This is a genomic window from Chloroflexaceae bacterium (genome assembly GCA_025057155.1).
Classification (GTDB): Bacteria; Chloroflexota; Chloroflexia; order Chloroflexales; family Chloroflexaceae; genus JACAEO01.
On sequence record JANWYD010000009.1, the window covers coordinates 89,414 to 107,564 of the forward strand.

Here is an 18,151-nt window from a genome sequence, read left to right on the forward strand (position 1 = left end):
GTATACGGGCGTCAGACGCCGGTCACGAAACGCATCAAGCGCTGCGCCGGCGCCTCAGCGAACTCTAGGTTCCTTGGGCGTCGAACCGACGGTCGGCTGCCGCTGCCCATTCGGCAGGCGACGGGCAAAGGCGGTAATATTCGTCCAGAGGAATGACAGGCCCAATGCGAGCACAGTGATGATCAGACAGGCCCAACATACCAGCGCCGGGGAAAGCGGCCCGATCATTTGCGTAGCCTGAGCGTAGGTCTCGGTCATGGCGCTGCTCCTATCTAGCCTCCAGAACTTGCGCGAAGAAAGACGCCATATCACTTCGCGCAACTTTTTGAACCTCTATGAACTTTCCTCCTGTATTGTACCACACATCCGCTCAGGGGTAACAACGTTTAGCGATGCCAGAAGGGATTCACCTGTTCAGGCGTCTCCGCGCCGACCTCCGCAAAGCTGCGGCACCAGCGCCAGAAGCACGCTGCGAACCACCAGCGCAGGCGCAGATGCCAGGGCGCCAGACGATACTCGGTCAGGGCGGTTGTGGAGGGTGTTCGCAGCTTCATCGCAGCACCTCACTGCCTGAGTGGAGCAACGGTCACCGTGGAAGGCCCGGGTCCGAAACATATCTTACCGATACACCGGACTGCCGGGCCGTCGCAGGTCAACATAGCGAAACGGCTCGCCAGACTTCTGCAGAGCGGCCAGAATGGCCACTTTACTATCCAGTTCGCGCTCATCACCGAAGCAGATGGTCGTATGGCCATCAACGGTGAGGGTCAGGCCCTTGCGGGGATCCCGGCTGGCCTCGGTAACATACATGCCCAGATCCTTGAGCAGGCGGTTAACCACCCGGCGGGCGGCCGGATCGAGGTCGGGTTGATCGCCCACGGCGCGGCTGATCAACTCCAGTTCGATTACGGGCACGCTCGGAGCGGGCTGGCCGCCAAACAACTCGTCGGCGCAGGCGCCTTCGGGAACGATATCGGGTTCATCGGCGCCGAAGACGCTGAGGAACTCACGGTACTCAAGGGGGCGCACAGCGTCCATCTCCACCGGCGGGGTGGCGCGGGCGACGATCTGGCGCGCCAGGCGGTCGAAGATGGCGTCGAAGCGCGGCTCGCTGAGGGCCAGCTTGCATGCGTCGGCCAGTTCGCGCACGGTGCGGTCGAGGGGGATGCTGGCCAGCACCGGCAGGTTGATCCGTTCGGCGAAGCGGGCGGCCACACCGGAGCCATCGTCGCGGTTGACCACCAGGCCAATCAGGCGCGTGCGGCCGCCCATGCTGGCAAAGTACTTGGCGGCGCTGGCGATGTTATTGGCCGCGTAGAGGCTCTGGCGGTCATTCCCGCAGAGGATGATCACCTCCTCGGCCAGCGAGCGCGAGAGGGGCGTGGCGAAGCCCCCGCAGACCACATCGCCGAGAAAATCCATGACCACATAGTCGAGGGCCCAGCGGCTGAGGCCCAGCTTTTCAAGCAGATCGAAGCCGAAGGTGATCCCACGGCCGCCGCAGCCGCGCCCCACCTCCGGGCCGCCGATTTCGCAGCCATACACGGTGGCCGCCCCGCCCATGATCCGGGTCTTAAAGATCACATGCTGCGCCTGGAGTTCTTCTTCCCGTCCGGCTTCTTTGAAGGCGCGCCACACATCGCCCAGGGTGGGCAGGCTCACGCCGCCGAACAGCGCATTACAACTATCGTGCTTGGGATCGCACCCCAGTTGCAACACGCGATAGCCGAGCAGGGCGAGCTTGCTCACCAGGTTGGTGGTGAAGAACGACTTCCCCATGCCCCCTTTGCCATAGATCGCCAGCATGCGCGCGGCGCCAGGCGCGGCGGGCTTACGATTCGCGGGCATCGCAACCTCGCTTCCCCACGTCCTCACGACTTGACGACGCCATTGCCGTCGTGCGGCCACTCAATCACCACCTTGAGGCAACTCGGATCCTCCAGCGCCAGGCGATAGGCGGCCTGGATGCGTTCGAGGGGCACCCGGTGGGTCAGCAGGCCGCGCACATCAAGCTCGCCCGAGGCGATCATATCGCGCACGCGGGGCAGGTCGCCATCGGGGCCGAAGACCCACTCGCGGGCCACCAGCACCTGAGCCTCACGCATAAAGACCGGAGCGTAGGGAAAATCCACGTGGTCATAGTAGCCCAGCAGCAACACCCGGCCGTGGTTGGCCAGCAGGGGCAGCGCCCCGGAGAGAGCCGCCATGGAACCGGTGGCTTCGATCAGCACATTGATATTGGCCTCGGGAATGGCCTCATCAAGCGATTCGCGGGTCACATCAATAATCTGATCGGCCTGCGAAACCTGAAGCCGGACGGCCACGCGGTCGGCGACGGCCACGAACTGCGCCCCCCGGATCCTGGCGATGCGGGCGGCGAGCTGGCCGACGATGCCCTGGCCCAGAACGAGGACGCGATCCGTGCGATGGATCGAGGCTACATTGACGCCATGGAGCGCCGAAGCCGCCAGGGCCAGAACCACCCCGGTGGGCGGATCAATCGAGCCAAGAGGAACGACACGTTCGGCCTCGGCGCTGATATATTCGCTCTGGCCGCCCCAGGCCGGATTCACCCCACGGAAGCAACGGGCGCCGCCAACGTACACCCACTGGCCAAGCAGGGACTGCGGCGCCCTGGCCCCCACCTGGACCACCTTTCCCACCGTCTCATAACCCGGCACCACGGGGAAGAGCAACGCCGGATGGGGCATGCGTCCATCGAGGAGCATCCGTTCCGTGCCGGCGCTGATCGAGGTATAGGCGGTGCGGATCAACACATCGCCGGCCCGCGGTTCCAGGACCTGCACGGTGCGCAATTCAACCGTGTTACGGCGCGGGATCACCACGGCGCGTGACTTGATCGGCATACCGGTATCACTTTCTAGATCGCGAGCGGGCGCCGCTTTGAGCGCCTGGCTCGCCGCAAAGGAGTCTGCCGGAAGCGGCTATCGGCACGCAAAGCGCGTCTGGACCACAGGCGGCCGCATCAATCCTGGGTGGACGCGCCCAGGTTCACTGCCTGCCTGGCCAGCGCGCGACGCTGGCGCGCAGAGCGGATGCCTCGCGCCAGGAACTGCCCGGCGTTAAACAGATAGGTCACATACGCAAACACCATTACCCACATCACCGTCTGAGTATCGGCGCCGAGCCACTGGACGACGAAGTACAGATTGTGGGTGATAATGGCGATCAGATTCCCGAGATCCTCCCAGAAGAACTCCCTGGCCATGAAGTAGTGGTCGAACATATCGTGTTCCCAGAGCATCCCGGTGATCGTCAGGGCCCAGATGAGCGCAATCTTGACCCAGATGCTGATCGTGGTGATCCAGTACCCCTCGCCGGTCATAAGATAGCGAATCACCAGGGCGAAGCTGATGATAAAGACAATGAACTGGATAGGCGCGAGGATGATCTGCACGCGCGTCCAGCGTGAAGCCTCACGACGCCGCAGTTGTTCCGGGGTGTACATCATCGCTCGTGACTCCGCGGGCGAGCGGGTGACCGCCCGGAAAGCGCAGCGCTGCTGAGCGCGCTTTCCGGGCGAGCCGAAATCCATCTCAACCGGCTGCATCCATCGCCAGCACCGTACCGATTTCCTTGCGGGTCAGGCCCTTGAACTCCTGCACGCTGACAGTGCGCAGGATGACAATGGCCAGACCCATTATCACGGCTTCGAAGCCAAAGATCAGCCCGTAGGCCACCGTCGGCGCCAGCGACATTTGCTCGATCAAGATAGTATGGAACGCGCCGCTGAGCACATTGGCGAAGCCGTTGCCAAAGCCCTGGGCCATGCCCCAGATGCCCATGAAGAGCCCGGCCTGCCCCACGAGCGTCATATCCATCATCATGGAGAGCGCGCCGACATCGAACAGGCCGATGCTCAGCCCCATCACGATCAGGCTGGGCAGTATCAACTCCGGACGGTGGGAGAAAGCCGAGAAGGCGATGGCCGCCAGGCTGGCGACGATCCCTACGCCGCCGATGGTGGCGATCAGCTTCTTCGGGATGGGGAACAAGCTACACAGAATGCCGATAATGAGCATGCCGAGCAACGCCCCCGCCCCCCAGACCTGCTGGAAGCGGGCCGTTTCGGCCTGGGTCATTCCGAACACCTCGGCCCCGAACGGCTCCAGGATGGCGTCCTGGAGGAAAATCCCGAAAATGCCAAGAAGAACGAAGAAGAAGAAGCCGCGGACGTGGGGATTGACGGCCATCAAGCGCCGCGCCACGCGAAAGGTCTCAAGGGGCGAGGCCCCCTCGGCGGGCTGCTCGGCGAGGAGCGCAGCGTGCTCCTCCTTGCTGATGCGCCGCTCCATGCCGATCACGCCCAGCAGGGTCGTCACCATGACCACAATCGGCGTCAGATTGTAGAGCTGCTGCATGGCCTCGGGCGAGTAGACCGGCATCATCACCCGCGAGACCCCGGCAGAGACGATTCCGCTGATAATCACCGTGGCCCAGATCACCGCCACCACAAAGCCGCGATCCTTCTCGGTGGTCACCTCGGCCATCAAGGCGTTGGACGAGCTGCCGTTCATCGCCATGGCCACGCCGAAGAGGCCGATGAAGAGGAAGGCCTCAACGGTCGCGACAGGATCGCGCTGTCCCAGGCCAATGGCGATTGAGGGCAGGAAGAGGAAGACCAGCGAGGCTACCAGGGAACTGAGCAGGATATACGGTGTGCGCCGGTAACCGAAGATCGGGTGACGATCGGCCAGGCGTCCCCAGTAGACCTGGAAGAATGAGATAAAATGGTGCATGCCGATCAATGTGGTGACGATCACCGCGATGGCGCCCAGGTCAGCGATGGTGATCCGGTTGAAGTTGAACGTCAGCAGGGCGAACATCCACCCCGCCCCGATCCGCAAGATGGACAGGCGGATGGTCTTGACCAGGAGACGCAGGAGGGCCATACACACTTCCCCTTTCTGCAACAGAGGATGGGGACCAGACGATTGTAGTACAGGCTGTGAACTACAACCATGGTATGAACCTTAAATCGCCTTGTGTTGATATATCGTCGAGGCTGGGGCCTCGTGGAAGGTTCTCAGACGCTGGCGCCCATCGCGCAGACGGAACAAGGGGAAGGTGCGGTTTCACCAGCACAGTAGCGGCATGGCAGGGTACGACGGCCTGAGTATAGCATATGGTAAAAAAGGCCGCAACGTTTGCAAGTTTTGTGCAAAACCTCGATGTATCGCGATGTTGTTTTTATGACATCACCTTGGGCAAAGCCTCGGACGAACGACGCTCCTTCCTCTTTTAGGAGCAATGGATGAAAAGCAACTAACGGATTGCACGCCAGATCGAAAGCGTTCTCCGAGACCATTAAAAACTTGTGCGATCAGCAACAATATTACCCGACGAGTCGCTCGAAAGGAAAGAAAGGCTCTGTTCTTATATTCAAAAAAGCTCCTTTTATGCTATACTGAAAGTCACTGCAAACACGGAGGCGGGCCATGTACGTCCGCTGGGTTGTCCGACGCCATAAGAACCTGCTGAGCGCCGACACCAGCTTCTACGACGCCTACCTGGTCGAAAGCTATCGCGATGATCAGGGGGCGCCCCGTCAGCGTACTATCTGTTACCTGGGCAACATCCGTAAAATCGGCGATCAGTTCCCGACCATCGAGCGCGAACTGTTTCTCCTCCGCGCCGAACGCATTCTCGACTCCATCGCCGAACTGAGCGATAGCGACCGCGCCGAAGCCATGGAGGCGCTGCGCCAGAAAGTCCCTCCCCTGACCCGTGAGGAGGTACTGGCGGCCTTTACCGAGAATCTGCGCTGGTACCGGCGCTGGTGGGAGCAGCATGGCGGCAGCCCCTCTGATGAAGAATTGCTGGCCCTGGTGCAACTGGCTCGCGGGCGTGTCGGGCCGCTCTAGCGCGCTTGCCGCCTGCGGGCGACCCCCGACGCTTCCAGCCGGCGTCACGCCGATGCGCGAACGAGTCGCCCCCTATGGCGTACGATCGCTGTATGCCGCTTGATCTCCCACGTTATGAAGGGTACATCCTTCGCCGGTTAGAAACGGTAAAAAGCTGTTCCGCGGCGGTTACAGTGTCTTCACCGGCCGCCCCGGCCCCGCAGGTCGCACTGTCTTGCGGCGCCGCGCCGTTGACACCGCCTCCGCGGCGCCCATCAGACAGGTTGACGCTTCTCCGCCCTTCTGCTACTCTTCCTCTTCGAGACCTGCGCGGCAGTATGCCGTGGCGCTCATTCCTGCCGTTTCGAATGGCGGATTGCCATATCCGGCGTTCCAGAGCGACCTGGCCTGCCGCGCATGCCTCAACCGGAACTGGCATAAGCAAGGAGCAACCGACGTGCGGATCGCCATCACCGGCGCCCGCGGCCAGCTAGGGCGCGCCCTGTGCGACGCCCTGGCGCCGGGCTACGAACTGGTTCCTCTCGGCCACGATCAACTCGAACTCAGTTCTCCCGCTACCGTTGAACGGGTTGTCGCCACCGGCGCCGATCTGGTTATCCATGCCGCCGCGTATACCGATGTGGACGGCTGCGCCCGCAACCCCGATCTGGCCTACCGTGTGAATGGCCTGGGGACGCGCTATGTCGCCCTCGCCTGCCGCCGGCTCGACGCGCCGCTGGTGTACATCAGCACCAATGAGGTCTTCCCCGGCGATGCCGGCCGTCCCTACGTCGAATACGATGCACCCTGTCCCATCAATGCCTACGGGCGCTCCAAGTGGGCTGGCGAGCAGGCGGTACGGGAGCTGCTGGATAGTTTTTATATCGTGCGCGTGGCCTGGCTTTTTGGCGGGGAACGCAATTTTGTGCGCACGGTGCTGCGTCTCGCCAAGGAGCCTCCCCCTACCGGCCTGCGGATGGTGGATGATGAGGTGGGCAGCCCGACCTATGCGCCCGATGTGGCCGAGGCGGTGGCCACTCTGATTGCAACGGGCTTTTTTGGGACCTATCACCTGGTCAACGCCGGGGCCTGCTCGCGCTATGAACTGGCGCAGACGGTGCTGCGCCTGGCCGGTCTCACCACGCCGGTGACCCCGATCAAGCTGGCCGATTACCGCCGCGATAGCACGCCGCCCCCCTACTCGCCCCTCGCAAACCACGCCGGAGCGGCCATCGGGCTGACCCTGCGCCCCTGGGAAGAAGCCGTCGCCGCCTATCTCGCCACGCTGGCTGCGGTATGATTGACGTAATCGTCCCGAATTACAATGGAGCAGCGCTGTTGCCCACCTGCCTCGACGCGCTGCGGGCGCAGACGCGCCGCGATTTCCTGGTGACCGTCGTGGACGATGGCAGCGTCGACGACTCGCGCGCCCTGCTCGCCACGCGCTACCGTGAGGTTCAGGTCGTGGCCCTGCCACGTAACCGGGGCCTGGCCGCCGCGGTCAACGCGGGCATCGCCGCCACGCAGCGGCCCTTCGTCGCCCTGCTGAACAACGACACCGAGGCCCATCCCGCCTGGCTCGAACGGTTGATCGGCGCGCTGGAACGCTACCCCGCATATGCCTTCGCCGCCAGCAAGCTGCTGCTGTTTGACCGGCGCGATCATCTGCACTCGGCGGGCGATTTTTACCGCCCCGACGGCGAACCAGGCAGCCGGGGCGTATGGGAGCGCGACCGCGGCCAGTACGATGCGGTGATGGAGGTGTTCGGCCCCTGCGCCGGCGCCGCGGCCTACCGCCGCGCGGCCCTGGAGGCTGTGGCAGAGGACGGCAAGGTGTTCGACGAGGATCTGGGGATGTACTGTGAAGATGTGGACCTGAACCTGCGGGCCCGGCGCCGCGGCATGCGGACGATCTTCGTGCCGACGGCTGTGGTGTACCATCGCCTCAGCGCCACCGGCGGCGGCACGCTGGCCAGTTACTACTGTGGGCGCAACTTCGCCCTGGTGTGGGCCAAGAATATGCCCGGCCCCCTGGCCCGGCGCTACTGGCCGGCGCTGCTGGCTTCACAGGCGCGTTTCGCCCTCCATAGCCTGCGCCATATCCGTGAACCGGCGGCCCGCGCCCGGTTGCGCGGCCAGCTCGCCGCCCTGCGCGCCCTGCCCCTCTTCCTGCGAAAACGCCGGCGCCTCCAACCTGATGAGACCCTTTCCCTGGCGCTATAGCCGAAGTGCAGCCACCACGCTCATGCTTGAACCTTCTGATCAGCCAGTCTACCTTTCGATTGTCATCCCGGCCTACAACGAGGAGCGCCGGCTTCCCGCCACGCTCCAGCAGTTGCGCGCCTACCTGGCGGCCCAGTCCTTCGCCAGCGAACTGATCGTGGTTGACGATGGAAGCGATGACCGGACCGCGGCCGTGGCCGCCAGTTTCCCCGAGGTTCAGGTCCTGCGACGCGAGCATCGCGGCAAGGGTTTTGCCGTGCGCGCGGGCGCGCTGGCGGCCAGCGGCGCCTACGTGCTGCTGTGCGACGCCGACCTCGCCGTGCCGATCGAGGAATGGGTGAAGTTTGAGGGCTTCTTCGCCAGCGGCTATGATGTGGTGATTGGCTCGCGCGAAGGGATCGGCGCCACCCGCGAAGGCGAGCCCTGGCATCGCCACGTGATGGGCCGGGTCTTCAACTGGATCATTCGCCTGGTGGCCCTGCGGGACATCAACGACACACAGTGCGGCTTCAAGGCGCTGCGCCGCGAGGTGGCCCGGGATCTGTTCTCCCGCGTGCGGATCTACGGCGATAATGCGCCGGTGGTGCGTGGCGCCGCGGTGACCGCCTACGATGTCGAAGTGCTGTTCCTGGCCCGCAAATGCGGCTACCGCATCGCCGAGGTGCCGGTACGCTGGCGCTACGGCGCCGAGACCAAGGTGAACCCGGTGCGCGACTCGCTCCGCAATCTGCGTGACGTGTTCGCCGTGCGCCTGAACGATCTCCGGGGGCGCTATCGTGAAGCTCCCCGATACATCAGCGATCCGGAAACCATTCACCATCATTAGAGCACTGACCGGAACGCTTGATCCGCTGCGGACGCCTGGCGTTGCGGGTCAATCTTTTCGAGAAACGCGATAGATACTCGGTGTTCCGGGCAGGTCACGTCTTCCTCCCCCTTGCCTCTGGAAACCACACAGGCCGGGACAATCCTCCGGGTTGCCCCGGCCAGGAGCCTATGGGTAGCAGCACCGGCAAGAAATGGCTCTGGCGCGCGGCCTTGCTCATCGGCGGCCTCTGGCTGGCGGGCGCGACCCTGCTGCCTGGTCGGGTGCGCCAGGCGCGACTGGCGGCGATCAGCGGCCCTGGCCCGTTCTACGCGACAATCACCTGGTCGTATGGCCTGGGGGTGCGCCCCATCAGCATCATCTTTGATCTGCAACTGGGGGACAGCTACGGCAGCGCCACCACCGACGGCGAGGCGCTGGAGGCCGAGATCCCCTTGAGCGCCGCGCCCAACGGCCCCTGTCGCATCACTGCCAGCGCCACCTACCGGCTATTCGGGTTTCCCTATACGCAGGTGCGCCGCTTCGAGGAGAAGGAAGCGGGGGGCGCCATCCAGTAAAGTCTCTGGGGAAAGGCCCTGCGTCCCTCACGGCTTTCCTGCGCTTGCACGATCATCAAAAGGCAACTCCTGGCGAAGCGTCCTGCCCGCCGCGCTTGCCTGGCATCAGGCGTTGCCCTCAATCTCGGCGATCTTCGCCCGCACCTGGGCGGCGAGGCGCTGCAGTTCACGGTTGACCACGTATTGCCATTCCTCGGCCTCGTGATCCTCCAAAGCGCCGCCGCCGTACTTCAGCTCCATCGCCAGGTGCCACCCGCGCTTCTCGGCAAAACGCTCCAGTTCGCGCTGCCGGCTTGGCGGCCAGCGCCGCTTGATGAACTGCCGGAAGGCATGCTCCATGCGCTGCGAGCCGTCGGGGTTGAGCGAAGGGAGGGCGAAATACGGTTCGGCGTCCCGCGGATCGGGTTCGGAGGCCCTGGTGAAGTAGAGGGTGCGATGGGGAATGGAGTAGCGCCATTCGCCATCCCCTTCATAGTTGGCCGGGTTGTTGGCAATCGCTCCAGTGAGCATCCGATCAGTGATGGTCATGGTTCCCTTCCCAGGCTATCCGATGGCATTAATTCGGAGTGATGCGGCTGGAGCAGGGCGACCCTGAAGGTTGCCCTGCAGGCAGCCGGTTATGTTCACATCAGCATAGCACGGCGGCATTACCCCCGCAACGGTGGTTGCGACGATGTGCGGGGGTGTGATAAAGTTGTCCTGACCAGGACAGCAATCCGGCGCCGGCTCGCCCGCAGAAAGAGAGCGCTCTGATGCCCGACTCAGAGGAACACGGTCGCGTCACACCTGCCATTGAAGATTACCTGAAAGCCATCTATACCCTGCAACAGCAGCACGGCGTGGTCACCACCTCACTGCTCGGCGAACAGCGCGGCTCAAAGCCCGGTTCGGTCACCGGGATGATCAAGAAGCTCGCCGAGATGAACCTGGTGCAGCATACGCCTTACCAGGGGGTTATGCTTACCGCGGCCGGGGAACGCATCGCCCTGGAGGTGATCCGCCATCACCGGCTGCTCGAACTTTACCTGGTCGAGGCCCTCGGATATAGCTGGGACGAGGTGCACGAAGAGGCCGAGCGGCTCGAGCACCATATCAGCGAGAAGCTGGAGGCGCGCATCGCCGAGCACCTGGGCCACCCTTCCTTTGACCCCCACGGCGACCCGATACCCACCCTCGAGGGCAACCTCCCGGCGTCCACCGGCACGCGCCTGGCGGACCTTGCCGTCCATGAGCGCGGGCGCGTTGTGCGGGTGCGCGATCAGAGCGGCGAGCGCCTGCGCTACCTGGCCGATCTGGGATTGGTGCCCGGAGCGCAGATTGAAGTGACCGGCAGCGCCCCCTTCGACGGACCGTTGACCATTCGGCTTGGCAGCGCCACCTATCCCCTCGACCGGCGAATGGCGCGCACGATCGAAGTCGAACGGCTCGCCGATGCTGAGGCGAAGGCCACTGAGGAGCAAGCTGCCGCTCTCAGAGAGGCCGGGATATCCGGCGAGTGACACCTGCCAGACTCGCCTGCTCCTTCACGCCAACCAGCGGCGCCAGCAGCCTCCCAGGCGCTTTCCCTCCAGGGCGGGCATGGCTTTCTTTCTCAGATGTAGGGTTTTCCGGCGCATGCTCGCGTCGCATGCGCCATCCGGGGCATTGGGACGCCTGACTCCCCCCTCTCCCGCGCGCGGGAGAGGGGGGCGGGGGGTGAGGATCGTAAGCGCATTGGAATGCCGAAAACCGCTTCTCGCTCGAAAGACTCTACACCTGAGAACATGGCTTTCCCCCGCTCACTCAATCGGGAAACAACTCGTCCATTTCCTCCTGAGCCGGGCGGGCCGGGCCGGGCGACGCCGTCCTACGCCGCGGCCCGCGCCGTTCCATCGCCGCGTAGAAGCCCGTGTCATAGGTTCGGGTTCTGACCACCACCGGCATCGGCACAGCGTGCCCGAGCACCAGGGCCTGCTGCTTGCTATCGAGCGACGCCAGCACGGCCCGCAGCCCCGCGCTGCCGCTCACACCGGTGAATACCGCCTCGATGTCGCGCTCGTCGTTGAGCAGGGCAGTGACCCGCGTGCCGAGCTGGCTCATCACCTCCGGGTCAATCGAAGACGGGCGCTGGTCAACTACCAGCAGCGTCACCCCGTACTTGCGCATCTCGCGGGCAATCGTGCCGAAGATCGTCTGCCGCGCCACGCGCGGGTTGAGAAACTTGTGGGCCTCCTCAATGGTGATCATCAGCGGGCGGGGCCGGTCGGCCTGGTTCTGGGTCTGGATGGCGCGGTCGGTCTGCTCCACCCAGCGGCGGTGGATGCGCCGGGTGATGATATTCGCCACCAGCACGTAGATCAGGCTGTTGTCGTGACGCCCGAACTCCAGCACCACGTGACGCCCGGCGGCCAGGGCGTCAATCAACCGGTCAACGGCGGAAAAATCGGCTCGCTCGCGCACGAAGCTCAGCCGGGCGATGCGGGCCAGTTTGCGCTTGAGCGCGCTGATCGCCCCGGCGTGGGCCCCGCTGCGCTCGGCGAACTCCCGGATGGCCTCGCTGTCCATCTCCAGCAGCGCCTCCAGCCACCCTTGCCGGTAGCGGTCGAAGAGCAGGTACGAGGACTCGGTAGCGGTGCTGCTGAGGTTGAGTTCCTCCTCCAGAGCGATCACATCCTCGACTTCGATCTGGTCAAGGCCGATGACCAGGTCTCCGTCGTAGGGCCGTCCCCGCGAGGCCTCTGCATCAATCGTGTAGACCAGCACGTCGCTGCCGAAGAGTTGCCGCAGGCCCTTGACGAACGTCCCGCCCTCCGACGGCGCGCCCCACCCGTACTCGCTGTGCATATCGAAGATCAGGTTACTGGCCACATCGGCATAGATCGTCCCGCAGATCAGCAGGCGGGTCAGAAAGCTCTTGCCGGTGCCGCTCTTGCCGAAGATGCCGTTGGAACGCTCCACCAGCCGTTCCAGGTTCAGGCACACGGGCACGTCCATATCCAGGGGGCGACCGATCTCGAACGAGGCGCCGCCGGCCTGCCCGAACACGCGCCCGAAATCCTCCGCCTCGGCCTCATACACCGGCGCGAAGTGGCGGGGAATGGTCTTCACCGGCAGCAGGGACTGCTCGCTCCGCTCCAGGGGCAGCATCAGGCGCGGCGTGAGTTCGAGGGCGCCATAGGTGGCCGTTCCGGCGAGCACCTCATGGACGAAGCGGTCGCCGTCGGGCGGGTCGAGCAGCACCTCCTGGTTGGTTGCGGCAAGGGCGACATCGGTGACCATTGAGAAGAAGGCGTGCCGGTCGCCCTGGATCACCACGAACTTGCCGACGCGCATGTCTTCGACGCTCGTATGCGCGTCGAGCCGGACGGTCAGCCCCTCGCTGAGTGAGCCGCTAACGACGACGCCGAGGCGGTTACGGGATGGGGGCATGGGTCTCTCCTCCAGGATCCGCTTGGTGGTGGAAGAACTATAGCATGGTTCGCCCTCCGGCACTCCGCCTGACTGATTTTGGATCTAGGATTTTGGATTTTGGATTTCGGGTTGTTGCCCACGTCATCTGAACAGGGGCCGGGAATGATGCGTATGCATTGGATGGAGATAGCCGTCAGCACACCGTCGGACCCGGCGACGCCGGCTGCGCGCCGAAGGCATGCCAGGCGACGCCGGCTCGCTGGCGTCGCCTGATGGGAGGGGGCCTGAGGCGTAAGGTGGCGCTCACCAGCGCACGTTCACGGGGGTGCCCAGGGGCGCCCAGCCGTAGAGCCAGGCCGCCGACGCAAGCGGCAGATTGATGCAACCGTGACTGCGACGCACGCCCGTGCCGAACTGATTGTGCCAGTAGGTGCCGTGCAGCGCCACGCCGCCAACAATGTACATCGCGTGGGGCACATTGGGCACGTTCCAGCACTCGCCGCCAGCGCACCCGCGCATCGTCTGCGAGCGCACCTTGTAATAGATGGCGAAGCGGCCCACCGGGGTGTTGAAGCCATCGCGCCCGGTGGAAACCGGAGCGTCGAAGACCAGGCGCTGGCCTTCGTAAGCGTAGAGCCACTGGTCGCTCAGATCCACAATGATGCTTTTACCGCCGGAGGAGGGGGCGGGGGCGGCCCGGGGCGGGGATGGCGCGGGAGGGGCGACGGTGGGCGGGGGCGCCGGCGCCGCCAGCGCAGCGGGCGCCTCGGTGGCCGGCGGAGCATCGGCGGCCACAACGAATGGTTGGGCGGGCGGGGCCGGTTGGGCGAGGGGCTGGCCGCCGTTATCAACCACCACCGCCCCTTCAGGCGCGCCCGGCAAGGTGGGCAAGCCGCGGAGCAGGACCAGATCGCGCCCCAGGCTGCCGATCTGGACGGCCTCCGCCGCTGGCGCGTCGGGGTAATGCTCGAGACGCACGCGCTCGAAATACTGGACCAGCGCCAGCCGCGGGCCGACGTACTCCCAGGCTGGCGCGCTGATCGGCAGGCCGAAGACCTCCAGGCCGCCGTTAGCTTCCCAGTAGCTCAAAAATGGCGGGCCGACCGTGTACCCCGTTTCGGGAAACAGGCGCGTGTCGAGCGGCAGGTCGGCCACGGGCGCCGGCGGCTCGAAGCGCCGCCAGAGCGCTTCGCTGTATTCGGCCCCCAGCCGCCCGCGCAGGATGGCGCCTCCATACTCCGGGTGCAACTCCAGGCGCCCGCGCTCGAAGTACTGCACCGTCAACCCGTTCTCCACCAGGTGCGGGGTGATCGGCGGGCCAAGGGTTAGCGGGCCATTGCTATCGCGCCAGTGGCCCAGAAAGCCGTACTCGTTGCTCAAACGCTGGCCCGTGGCGGCAAAGAAAAGCGCCTGATCCATCGCCACGCTCCGGCGCGGCGCCACCCACGCCCCGACAACGATCCCCAGCACCAGACTGACGACGCACGCCTCGAGAAAGCGGCGGGTGAGCCGGAAGCGCATGATCGACTCCTGCTGTGCACATCCGTATCAATGGGAAGCGGCAGAAAGGCTTCGGCCTTTCGGGAAACCTCTTGTTCATCCTGATGGTACGCGGCGGCCCGGTACCGGCCTCTGAGGCAAACTTGCACCACGACGGACGTGAAGATGGCGCGGGTTCAGAAAGCAAAGCGCCAGAAACGTCGCTCCGGTCGCCCGGTTCAACCATGCCCGCGATGACCCATCGCCCTTCCAGCGCGTCACGGGGGGAAAAGGCTCTATGCGCATTATAGCGCCGTGCGGTGTGTTGTCAAGGGTATTTGAGGCGATCATGCCTTTACTACGGTCTACGTATTATCGGTGATCTTGACAGTCTGATACGATGACATGGAGCCCGGATCTCCCCCTTGCCCTTCCAGGAATGGGCGGCAACGCCCCCCGAGTCGCGCGCGGGGTCGGGCGCTGCGTCTGCCCGCATTGGGGGCAACACCCGACGACATGTGGTACCATGAAGCAACCGCTCATTACCTGGAGGAGGACCCGACCCATGCAAGAACTCGACACCGAACTTGATGAACTACGCGAACGGCTGGCTCTGATCCGGGGGCATCTTTGACCTGGCCGGCAAACAGGCGCAGATCGCGACCCTCGAAGAACAGGCCGCCGATCCGAGCCTCTGGAACGATCCGCGCACGGCGCAGACGGTGATGCAGCGCCTGACGCGCCTGAAAGAAGAAGTCGGCCGCTTAACGTCTCTAGAGGAGCGCCTGCGCAGCCTGGGCGAGTTGCTTGAACTGACCGAGGCGGAAGGCGACGACTCGCTGCGCGACGAGATCACCAGCGATCTCCGCGGCGCCGCGCAGGAGTTGCGGCAGTTTGAACTGGCCCTCTTGCTCGGCGGCCCCTACGACGACCGCGACGCCTTCATCTCCATTCAGGCGGGGATGGGCGGCACCGATGCGCAGGACTGGGCCGAAATGCTGCTGCGCATGTACATCCGCTGGGCTGAGTCGCGAGGCTACGACGTGCACGTGGTTGACCGGAGCGAGGGCGACGAGGCGGGGATCAAGAGCGCCACGCTGGAAGTGCGCGGTCCCTACGCCTACGGATACGCGCGGGCCGAGGCCGGCGTGCATCGCCTGATCCGCCTCTCGCCCTTCAATGCCGCCCATACGCGGCAAACTTCCTTTGCCCGCGTCGAGGTGATGCCCGAGGTGGATGATGCGCCCGAGGTGGTGATCAAGCCCGAAGATCTGCGCGTAGACGTGTTTCGCTCAGGCGGCCACGGCGGCCAGGGGGTGAATACCACCGACTCGGCCGTGCGGCTGACCCATCTGCCTACCGGCATCGTGGTGACCTGCCAGAATGAGCGCTCACAGTTGCAGAACCGCGAGACGGCGCTGCGAGTGCTGCGCGGCCGCTTGCTCGAGCGCGAGTTGCAGCGGCAGGCCGAAGAGCGAGCGCGCCTGCGCGGCGAGTATCGCGATGCCGCCTTCGGCAGCCAGATGCGCACCTACTATCTGCATCCCTCAACGCTGGTCAAGGACCACCGTACCAACTACGAGACGAGCAACGTGCAGGCGGTGCTCGATGGGCAGATTGACGATTTTATTGAAGCCTACCTGCGCTGGAACGTCGCCAACCAGTGAAACCGCTTGCCCGCCACTTTCTGATCCTGGCGCTGCTGATGGCTGGCCTGCTGGCGCCGGTGGAAACCGCCGGCGCCGTGGCGGGCATCGAGGTGGTCTCGACGAGCGCGCGTTCCGAGTTTCCTGCCCGCATCACCTTCAACCTCACCGCCAGGGCGGAGGGTGCTGAGATCGTGGCGGCGCAGTTGCTCTACGGCGCGACGCGCCAGCGTGTGCTGACGGTCGTAGACGTGCCCGTCACGCCGGGCCGGCGGATCGAGGCGCGCCACGTGCTGGACACCGAGGTGTACTACTATCCGCCGGGGACGGCCATCGCCTACCGCTGGGCGCTCCGCGATGCCAGCGGCGCCGAGGTGACTACCCCGCTCGCCGAGGTGATCCATCACGACGAGCGCTTTCCCTGGGCCGAACGCACGGAACGCAACGTCACCGTGTTCTGGTACCAGGGCGGCGCGGCCTTCGGCGAGGCGCTGATTACCGCGGCGACTGCCGGGCTTGACCGCATCGCCGCAGCGCTGGGCGCAGAACTGCAACAACCGGTGCGCATCTATATCTACGCTTCCAATGCCGATCTGCGCACGGCGCTCCAGGCGAACTCGGTTGACTGGATCGGCGGGCAGGCCTTCACCGACCTGGGCGTCATCATCGGGGCGATCGCGCCCGGCGACGAAGCCGAGGCCGGGCGGCTGATCCCCCATGAACTGGCCCACCAGGTGCTGGCGCAGTTGACCGATAACCCCTATGGCGGGCCGCCGTCATGGTTCGATGAAGGGCTGGCGATGTACGCCCAGGCCCGGCGCGACGACTGGATCGACGCGCAACTGGAGCAAGCCGCGCGAGAGGGGCGCCTGATCCCGCTGGAGGCCCTCGCGGCGAGCTTTCCCGCCGACGCCGATCAGGCCCTGCTCTCCTATGCCCAGAGCCAGGCAGTGGTAGAGTACCTTATCGCGACCTACGGCGCCGACAGGGTGCGGGCGCTGGCGCTGGCCTTCGCTGCGGCAATGCCGGTAGACCAGGCGCTGCAAACGGTGCTCGGGCGCGGCGTAGACGAACTGGACGCCGAGTGGCGCGCGACCCTCCCGTCTCCAGAGCAGACCACGGTCGCCACTCCGGTCCCACAAACCGCGCCTGCCGACCGCTTCACCGAACCGGCAGCGAGTCTCCCGGGTGCAGGCGTGACATCGCCTGGCGGGCCAGGGTTAGCGGGAGTTCCTCTGTGGCCCGTGGCGGTCGGAGCATTGCTCTGTGGCGCCGCTCTCCTGCTAGCCGGAGTGGTGGCGCTGGTTCGCTCCTGGCGTTCGACAGCCACAAAGAGGCGCTGAGGGGCGATCACCGCCCCCCGCGCCTCAGCCCGTCACGCCAGCGCAACCTTCGCGGTTACACACCGCCTTCGGGAGGGACTCGCCTTCCCAACCCTCCCTCGACGATCCAGACACGCTCAACGAGGAGCCAAGGATGGAAATCAAATTCACACCCTGGCGGATGAAGTACATCAAGCAAGGCGACGGCAAAGCGGATGGAGGGTGCATCTTCTGCGCCATGGCAGCGTCAGAGCCCGAAAGCGATGCGGAGCGCCTGGTGCTGTATCGAGGCGAACGCTGTTTCGTAGTGATGAACCTCTACCCCTACAACCCTGCCCACCTGATGGTGGTGACGAATGCTCACACCGCCGACCTCGCCGGCCTCGACGCAGCTACGGCCGAAGAACTGTTCACACTGACCCGGCACAGCGTGGGGATCCTGCAAGCAGAGTACGCGCCGCACGGCTTCAATCTGGGGATCAACCTCGGACGAACGGCGGGGGCGGGCATTGCTGAGCATCTCCATATGCACATCGTGCCACGCTGGAACGGGGACGCCAACTTCCTGCCAATCGTGGGCGGCACCCGGCTGATCCCCGAAGATCTGAGCGCCACCTACCAGCGGCTGCGACCACGGTTCGACGCACTGCGCGCGATGCCGCGCCAGGAGGGTAAAGAACGTTCGAGCGGGTCGGTCTGTTGCTCTAGCGTTGAAGGTTAGAGGGGCGGTTCTGGGAGGACCCTGCTCCCTTCGCGATAACGCCATGCACCTGCCTGCTGTGAGCGTCTGGAAGGACTGCGCCCTCTCGAGAAACCCTTTTGCCGCCCGCAGGTGCATGGCGGC

18 protein-coding genes are annotated in these 18,151 nt (G+C 64.9%); 9 read left to right on the forward strand and 9 right to left on the reverse strand.

Going from position 1 to position 18,151, the window contains the following annotated elements:
* Positions 1-54: 54 nt before the first annotated feature.
* The 6 genes from NZU74_09830 to NZU74_09855 all read right to left on the reverse strand — a co-directional run bounded on the left by NZU74_09830 (position 55) and on the right by NZU74_09855 (position 4,913).
* On the reverse strand, positions 55-258 hold the full coding sequence (locus NZU74_09830) for a hypothetical protein (protein ID MCS6881621.1): 204 nt from the start codon (positions 256-258) through the stop codon (positions 55-57).
* A gap of 128 nt (positions 259-386) precedes the next feature.
* The gene (locus NZU74_09835) at positions 387-554 is read right to left on the reverse strand and encodes a hypothetical protein (GenBank protein MCS6881622.1); all 168 of its coding nucleotides are present in this window, start codon (positions 552-554) and stop codon (positions 387-389) included.
* A 64-nt stretch (positions 555-618) separates the two neighbouring features.
* Entirely contained in the window at positions 619-1,848 is a 1,230-nt protein-coding gene (locus tag NZU74_09840) for a chlorophyllide a reductase iron protein subunit X (protein MCS6881623.1), read from the reverse strand.
* A gap of 23 nt (positions 1,849-1,871) precedes the next feature.
* Positions 1,872-2,867 carry a zinc-binding alcohol dehydrogenase gene (locus NZU74_09845; GenBank protein ID MCS6881624.1) on the reverse strand — a complete coding sequence of 332 codons (996 nt, stop codon included), beginning with the start codon at positions 2,865-2,867 and terminating at the stop codon, positions 1,872-1,874.
* Between the two features lie 119 nt (positions 2,868-2,986).
* Entirely contained in the window at positions 2,987-3,571 is a 585-nt protein-coding gene (bchF, locus tag NZU74_09850; protein ID MCS6881625.1) for a 2-vinyl bacteriochlorophyllide hydratase, read from the reverse strand.
* Complete coding sequence (locus NZU74_09855) at positions 3,558-4,913, reverse strand: BCD family MFS transporter (protein MCS6881626.1); 1,356 nt, start codon at positions 4,911-4,913, stop codon at positions 3,558-3,560. Before NZU74_09855 ends, bchF begins: the two co-directional genes overlap by 14 nt.
* A 546-nt stretch (positions 4,914-5,459) precedes the next feature.
* Between NZU74_09855 and NZU74_09860 the strand changes: the two genes are divergently transcribed.
* The 5 genes from NZU74_09860 (at position 5,460) to NZU74_09880 (ending at position 9,470) form a co-directional block, all read left to right on the forward strand.
* Positions 5,460-5,885: a hypothetical protein gene (locus NZU74_09860; GenBank protein ID MCS6881627.1), complete on the forward strand. Its 426-nt coding sequence runs from the start codon at positions 5,460-5,462 to the stop codon at positions 5,883-5,885.
* 436 nt (positions 5,886-6,321) lie between these two features.
* Positions 6,322-7,164, forward strand: a complete 843-nt coding sequence (gene rfbD / locus NZU74_09865; protein MCS6881628.1) for a dTDP-4-dehydrorhamnose reductase — start codon at positions 6,322-6,324, stop codon at positions 7,162-7,164.
* Positions 7,161-8,087, forward strand: a complete 927-nt coding sequence (locus NZU74_09870) for a glycosyltransferase family 2 protein (protein MCS6881629.1) — start codon at positions 7,161-7,163, stop codon at positions 8,085-8,087. Before rfbD ends, NZU74_09870 begins: the two co-directional genes overlap by 4 nt.
* A 22-nt stretch (positions 8,088-8,109) precedes the next feature.
* Entirely contained in the window at positions 8,110-8,913 is an 804-nt protein-coding gene (locus NZU74_09875; protein MCS6881630.1) for a glycosyltransferase family 2 protein, read from the forward strand.
* Between the two features lie 170 nt (positions 8,914-9,083).
* On the forward strand, positions 9,084-9,470 hold the full coding sequence (locus NZU74_09880; protein ID MCS6881631.1) for a hypothetical protein: 387 nt from the start codon (positions 9,084-9,086) through the stop codon (positions 9,468-9,470).
* Between the two features lie 105 nt (positions 9,471-9,575).
* Here NZU74_09880 and NZU74_09885 read toward each other — a convergent pair whose 3' ends face one another.
* Positions 9,576-9,998, reverse strand: a complete 423-nt coding sequence (locus tag NZU74_09885; protein ID MCS6881632.1) for a hypothetical protein — start codon at positions 9,996-9,998, stop codon at positions 9,576-9,578.
* 224 nt (positions 9,999-10,222) lie between these two features.
* On the opposite strand from NZU74_09885, the gene NZU74_09890 reads away from it, so the two are divergent.
* Complete coding sequence (locus NZU74_09890; GenBank protein ID MCS6881633.1) at positions 10,223-10,969, forward strand: metal-dependent transcriptional regulator; 747 nt, start codon at positions 10,223-10,225, stop codon at positions 10,967-10,969.
* Between the two features lie 283 nt (positions 10,970-11,252).
* Here NZU74_09890 and NZU74_09895 read toward each other — a convergent pair whose 3' ends face one another.
* Positions 11,253-12,878, reverse strand: coding sequence for an ATP-binding protein (locus NZU74_09895; GenBank protein MCS6881634.1), 1,626 nt, complete (start codon positions 12,876-12,878; stop codon positions 11,253-11,255).
* Between the two features lie 285 nt (positions 12,879-13,163).
* Entirely contained in the window at positions 13,164-14,381 is a 1,218-nt protein-coding gene (locus NZU74_09900) for a L,D-transpeptidase (GenBank protein ID MCS6881635.1), read from the reverse strand.
* Positions 14,382-14,904: 523 nt separating this feature from the next.
* Between NZU74_09900 and prfB the strand changes: the two genes are divergently transcribed.
* The 3 genes from prfB to NZU74_09915 all read left to right on the forward strand — a co-directional run bounded on the left by prfB (position 14,905) and on the right by NZU74_09915 (position 18,028).
* Positions 14,905-16,006 (forward strand): peptide chain release factor 2 gene (prfB, locus tag NZU74_09905; GenBank protein MCS6881636.1). Its coding sequence is split into 2 segments (ribosomal slippage): positions 14,905-14,970 and positions 14,972-16,006, totalling 1,101 coding nucleotides; the frame shifts between segments, so codons are not numbered across the junction.
* The gene (locus NZU74_09910) at positions 16,003-17,328 is read left to right on the forward strand and encodes a peptidase MA family metallohydrolase (GenBank protein MCS6881637.1); all 1,326 of its coding nucleotides are present in this window, start codon (positions 16,003-16,005) and stop codon (positions 17,326-17,328) included. Before prfB ends, NZU74_09910 begins: the two co-directional genes overlap by 4 nt.
* Positions 17,329-17,461: 133 nt before the next feature.
* Entirely contained in the window at positions 17,462-18,028 is a 567-nt protein-coding gene (locus NZU74_09915) for an HIT domain-containing protein (protein ID MCS6881638.1), read from the forward strand.
* Positions 18,029-18,151: the final 123 nt, after the last annotated feature.

Excerpts from the sequence above, each read along its gene's own strand:
- NZU74_09915 (MCS6881638.1), top strand. The coding sequence starts at position 17,462 with ATGGAAATCAAATTCACACCCTGGCGGATGAAGTACATCAAGCAAGGC.
- NZU74_09895 (MCS6881634.1), bottom strand. The coding sequence starts at position 12,878 with ATGCCCCCATCCCGTAACCGCCTCGGCGTCGTCGTTAGCGGCTCACTC.
- NZU74_09900 (MCS6881635.1), bottom strand. The coding sequence starts at position 14,381 with ATGCGCTTCCGGCTCACCCGCCGCTTTCTCGAGGCGTGCGTCGTCAGT.
- NZU74_09860 (MCS6881627.1), top strand. The coding sequence starts at position 5,460 with ATGTACGTCCGCTGGGTTGTCCGACGCCATAAGAACCTGCTGAGCGCC.
- NZU74_09835 (MCS6881622.1), bottom strand. The coding sequence starts at position 554 with ATGAAGCTGCGAACACCCTCCACAACCGCCCTGACCGAGTATCGTCTG.
- NZU74_09845 (MCS6881624.1), bottom strand. The coding sequence starts at position 2,867 with ATGCCGATCAAGTCACGCGCCGTGGTGATCCCGCGCCGTAACACGGTT.
- NZU74_09890 (MCS6881633.1), top strand. The coding sequence starts at position 10,223 with ATGCCCGACTCAGAGGAACACGGTCGCGTCACACCTGCCATTGAAGAT.
- NZU74_09880 (MCS6881631.1), top strand. The coding sequence starts at position 9,084 with ATGGGTAGCAGCACCGGCAAGAAATGGCTCTGGCGCGCGGCCTTGCTC.
- NZU74_09875 (MCS6881630.1), top strand. The coding sequence starts at position 8,110 with ATGCTTGAACCTTCTGATCAGCCAGTCTACCTTTCGATTGTCATCCCG.
- NZU74_09840 (MCS6881623.1), bottom strand. The coding sequence starts at position 1,848 with ATGCCCGCGAATCGTAAGCCCGCCGCGCCTGGCGCCGCGCGCATGCTG.
- bchF (MCS6881625.1), bottom strand. The coding sequence starts at position 3,571 with ATGCAGCCGGTTGAGATGGATTTCGGCTCGCCCGGAAAGCGCGCTCAG.
- NZU74_09870 (MCS6881629.1), top strand. The coding sequence starts at position 7,161 with ATGATTGACGTAATCGTCCCGAATTACAATGGAGCAGCGCTGTTGCCC.
- NZU74_09855 (MCS6881626.1), bottom strand. The coding sequence starts at position 4,913 with ATGGCCCTCCTGCGTCTCCTGGTCAAGACCATCCGCCTGTCCATCTTG.
- NZU74_09830 (MCS6881621.1), bottom strand. The coding sequence starts at position 258 with ATGACCGAGACCTACGCTCAGGCTACGCAAATGATCGGGCCGCTTTCC.
- NZU74_09885 (MCS6881632.1), bottom strand. The coding sequence starts at position 9,998 with ATGACCATCACTGATCGGATGCTCACTGGAGCGATTGCCAACAACCCG.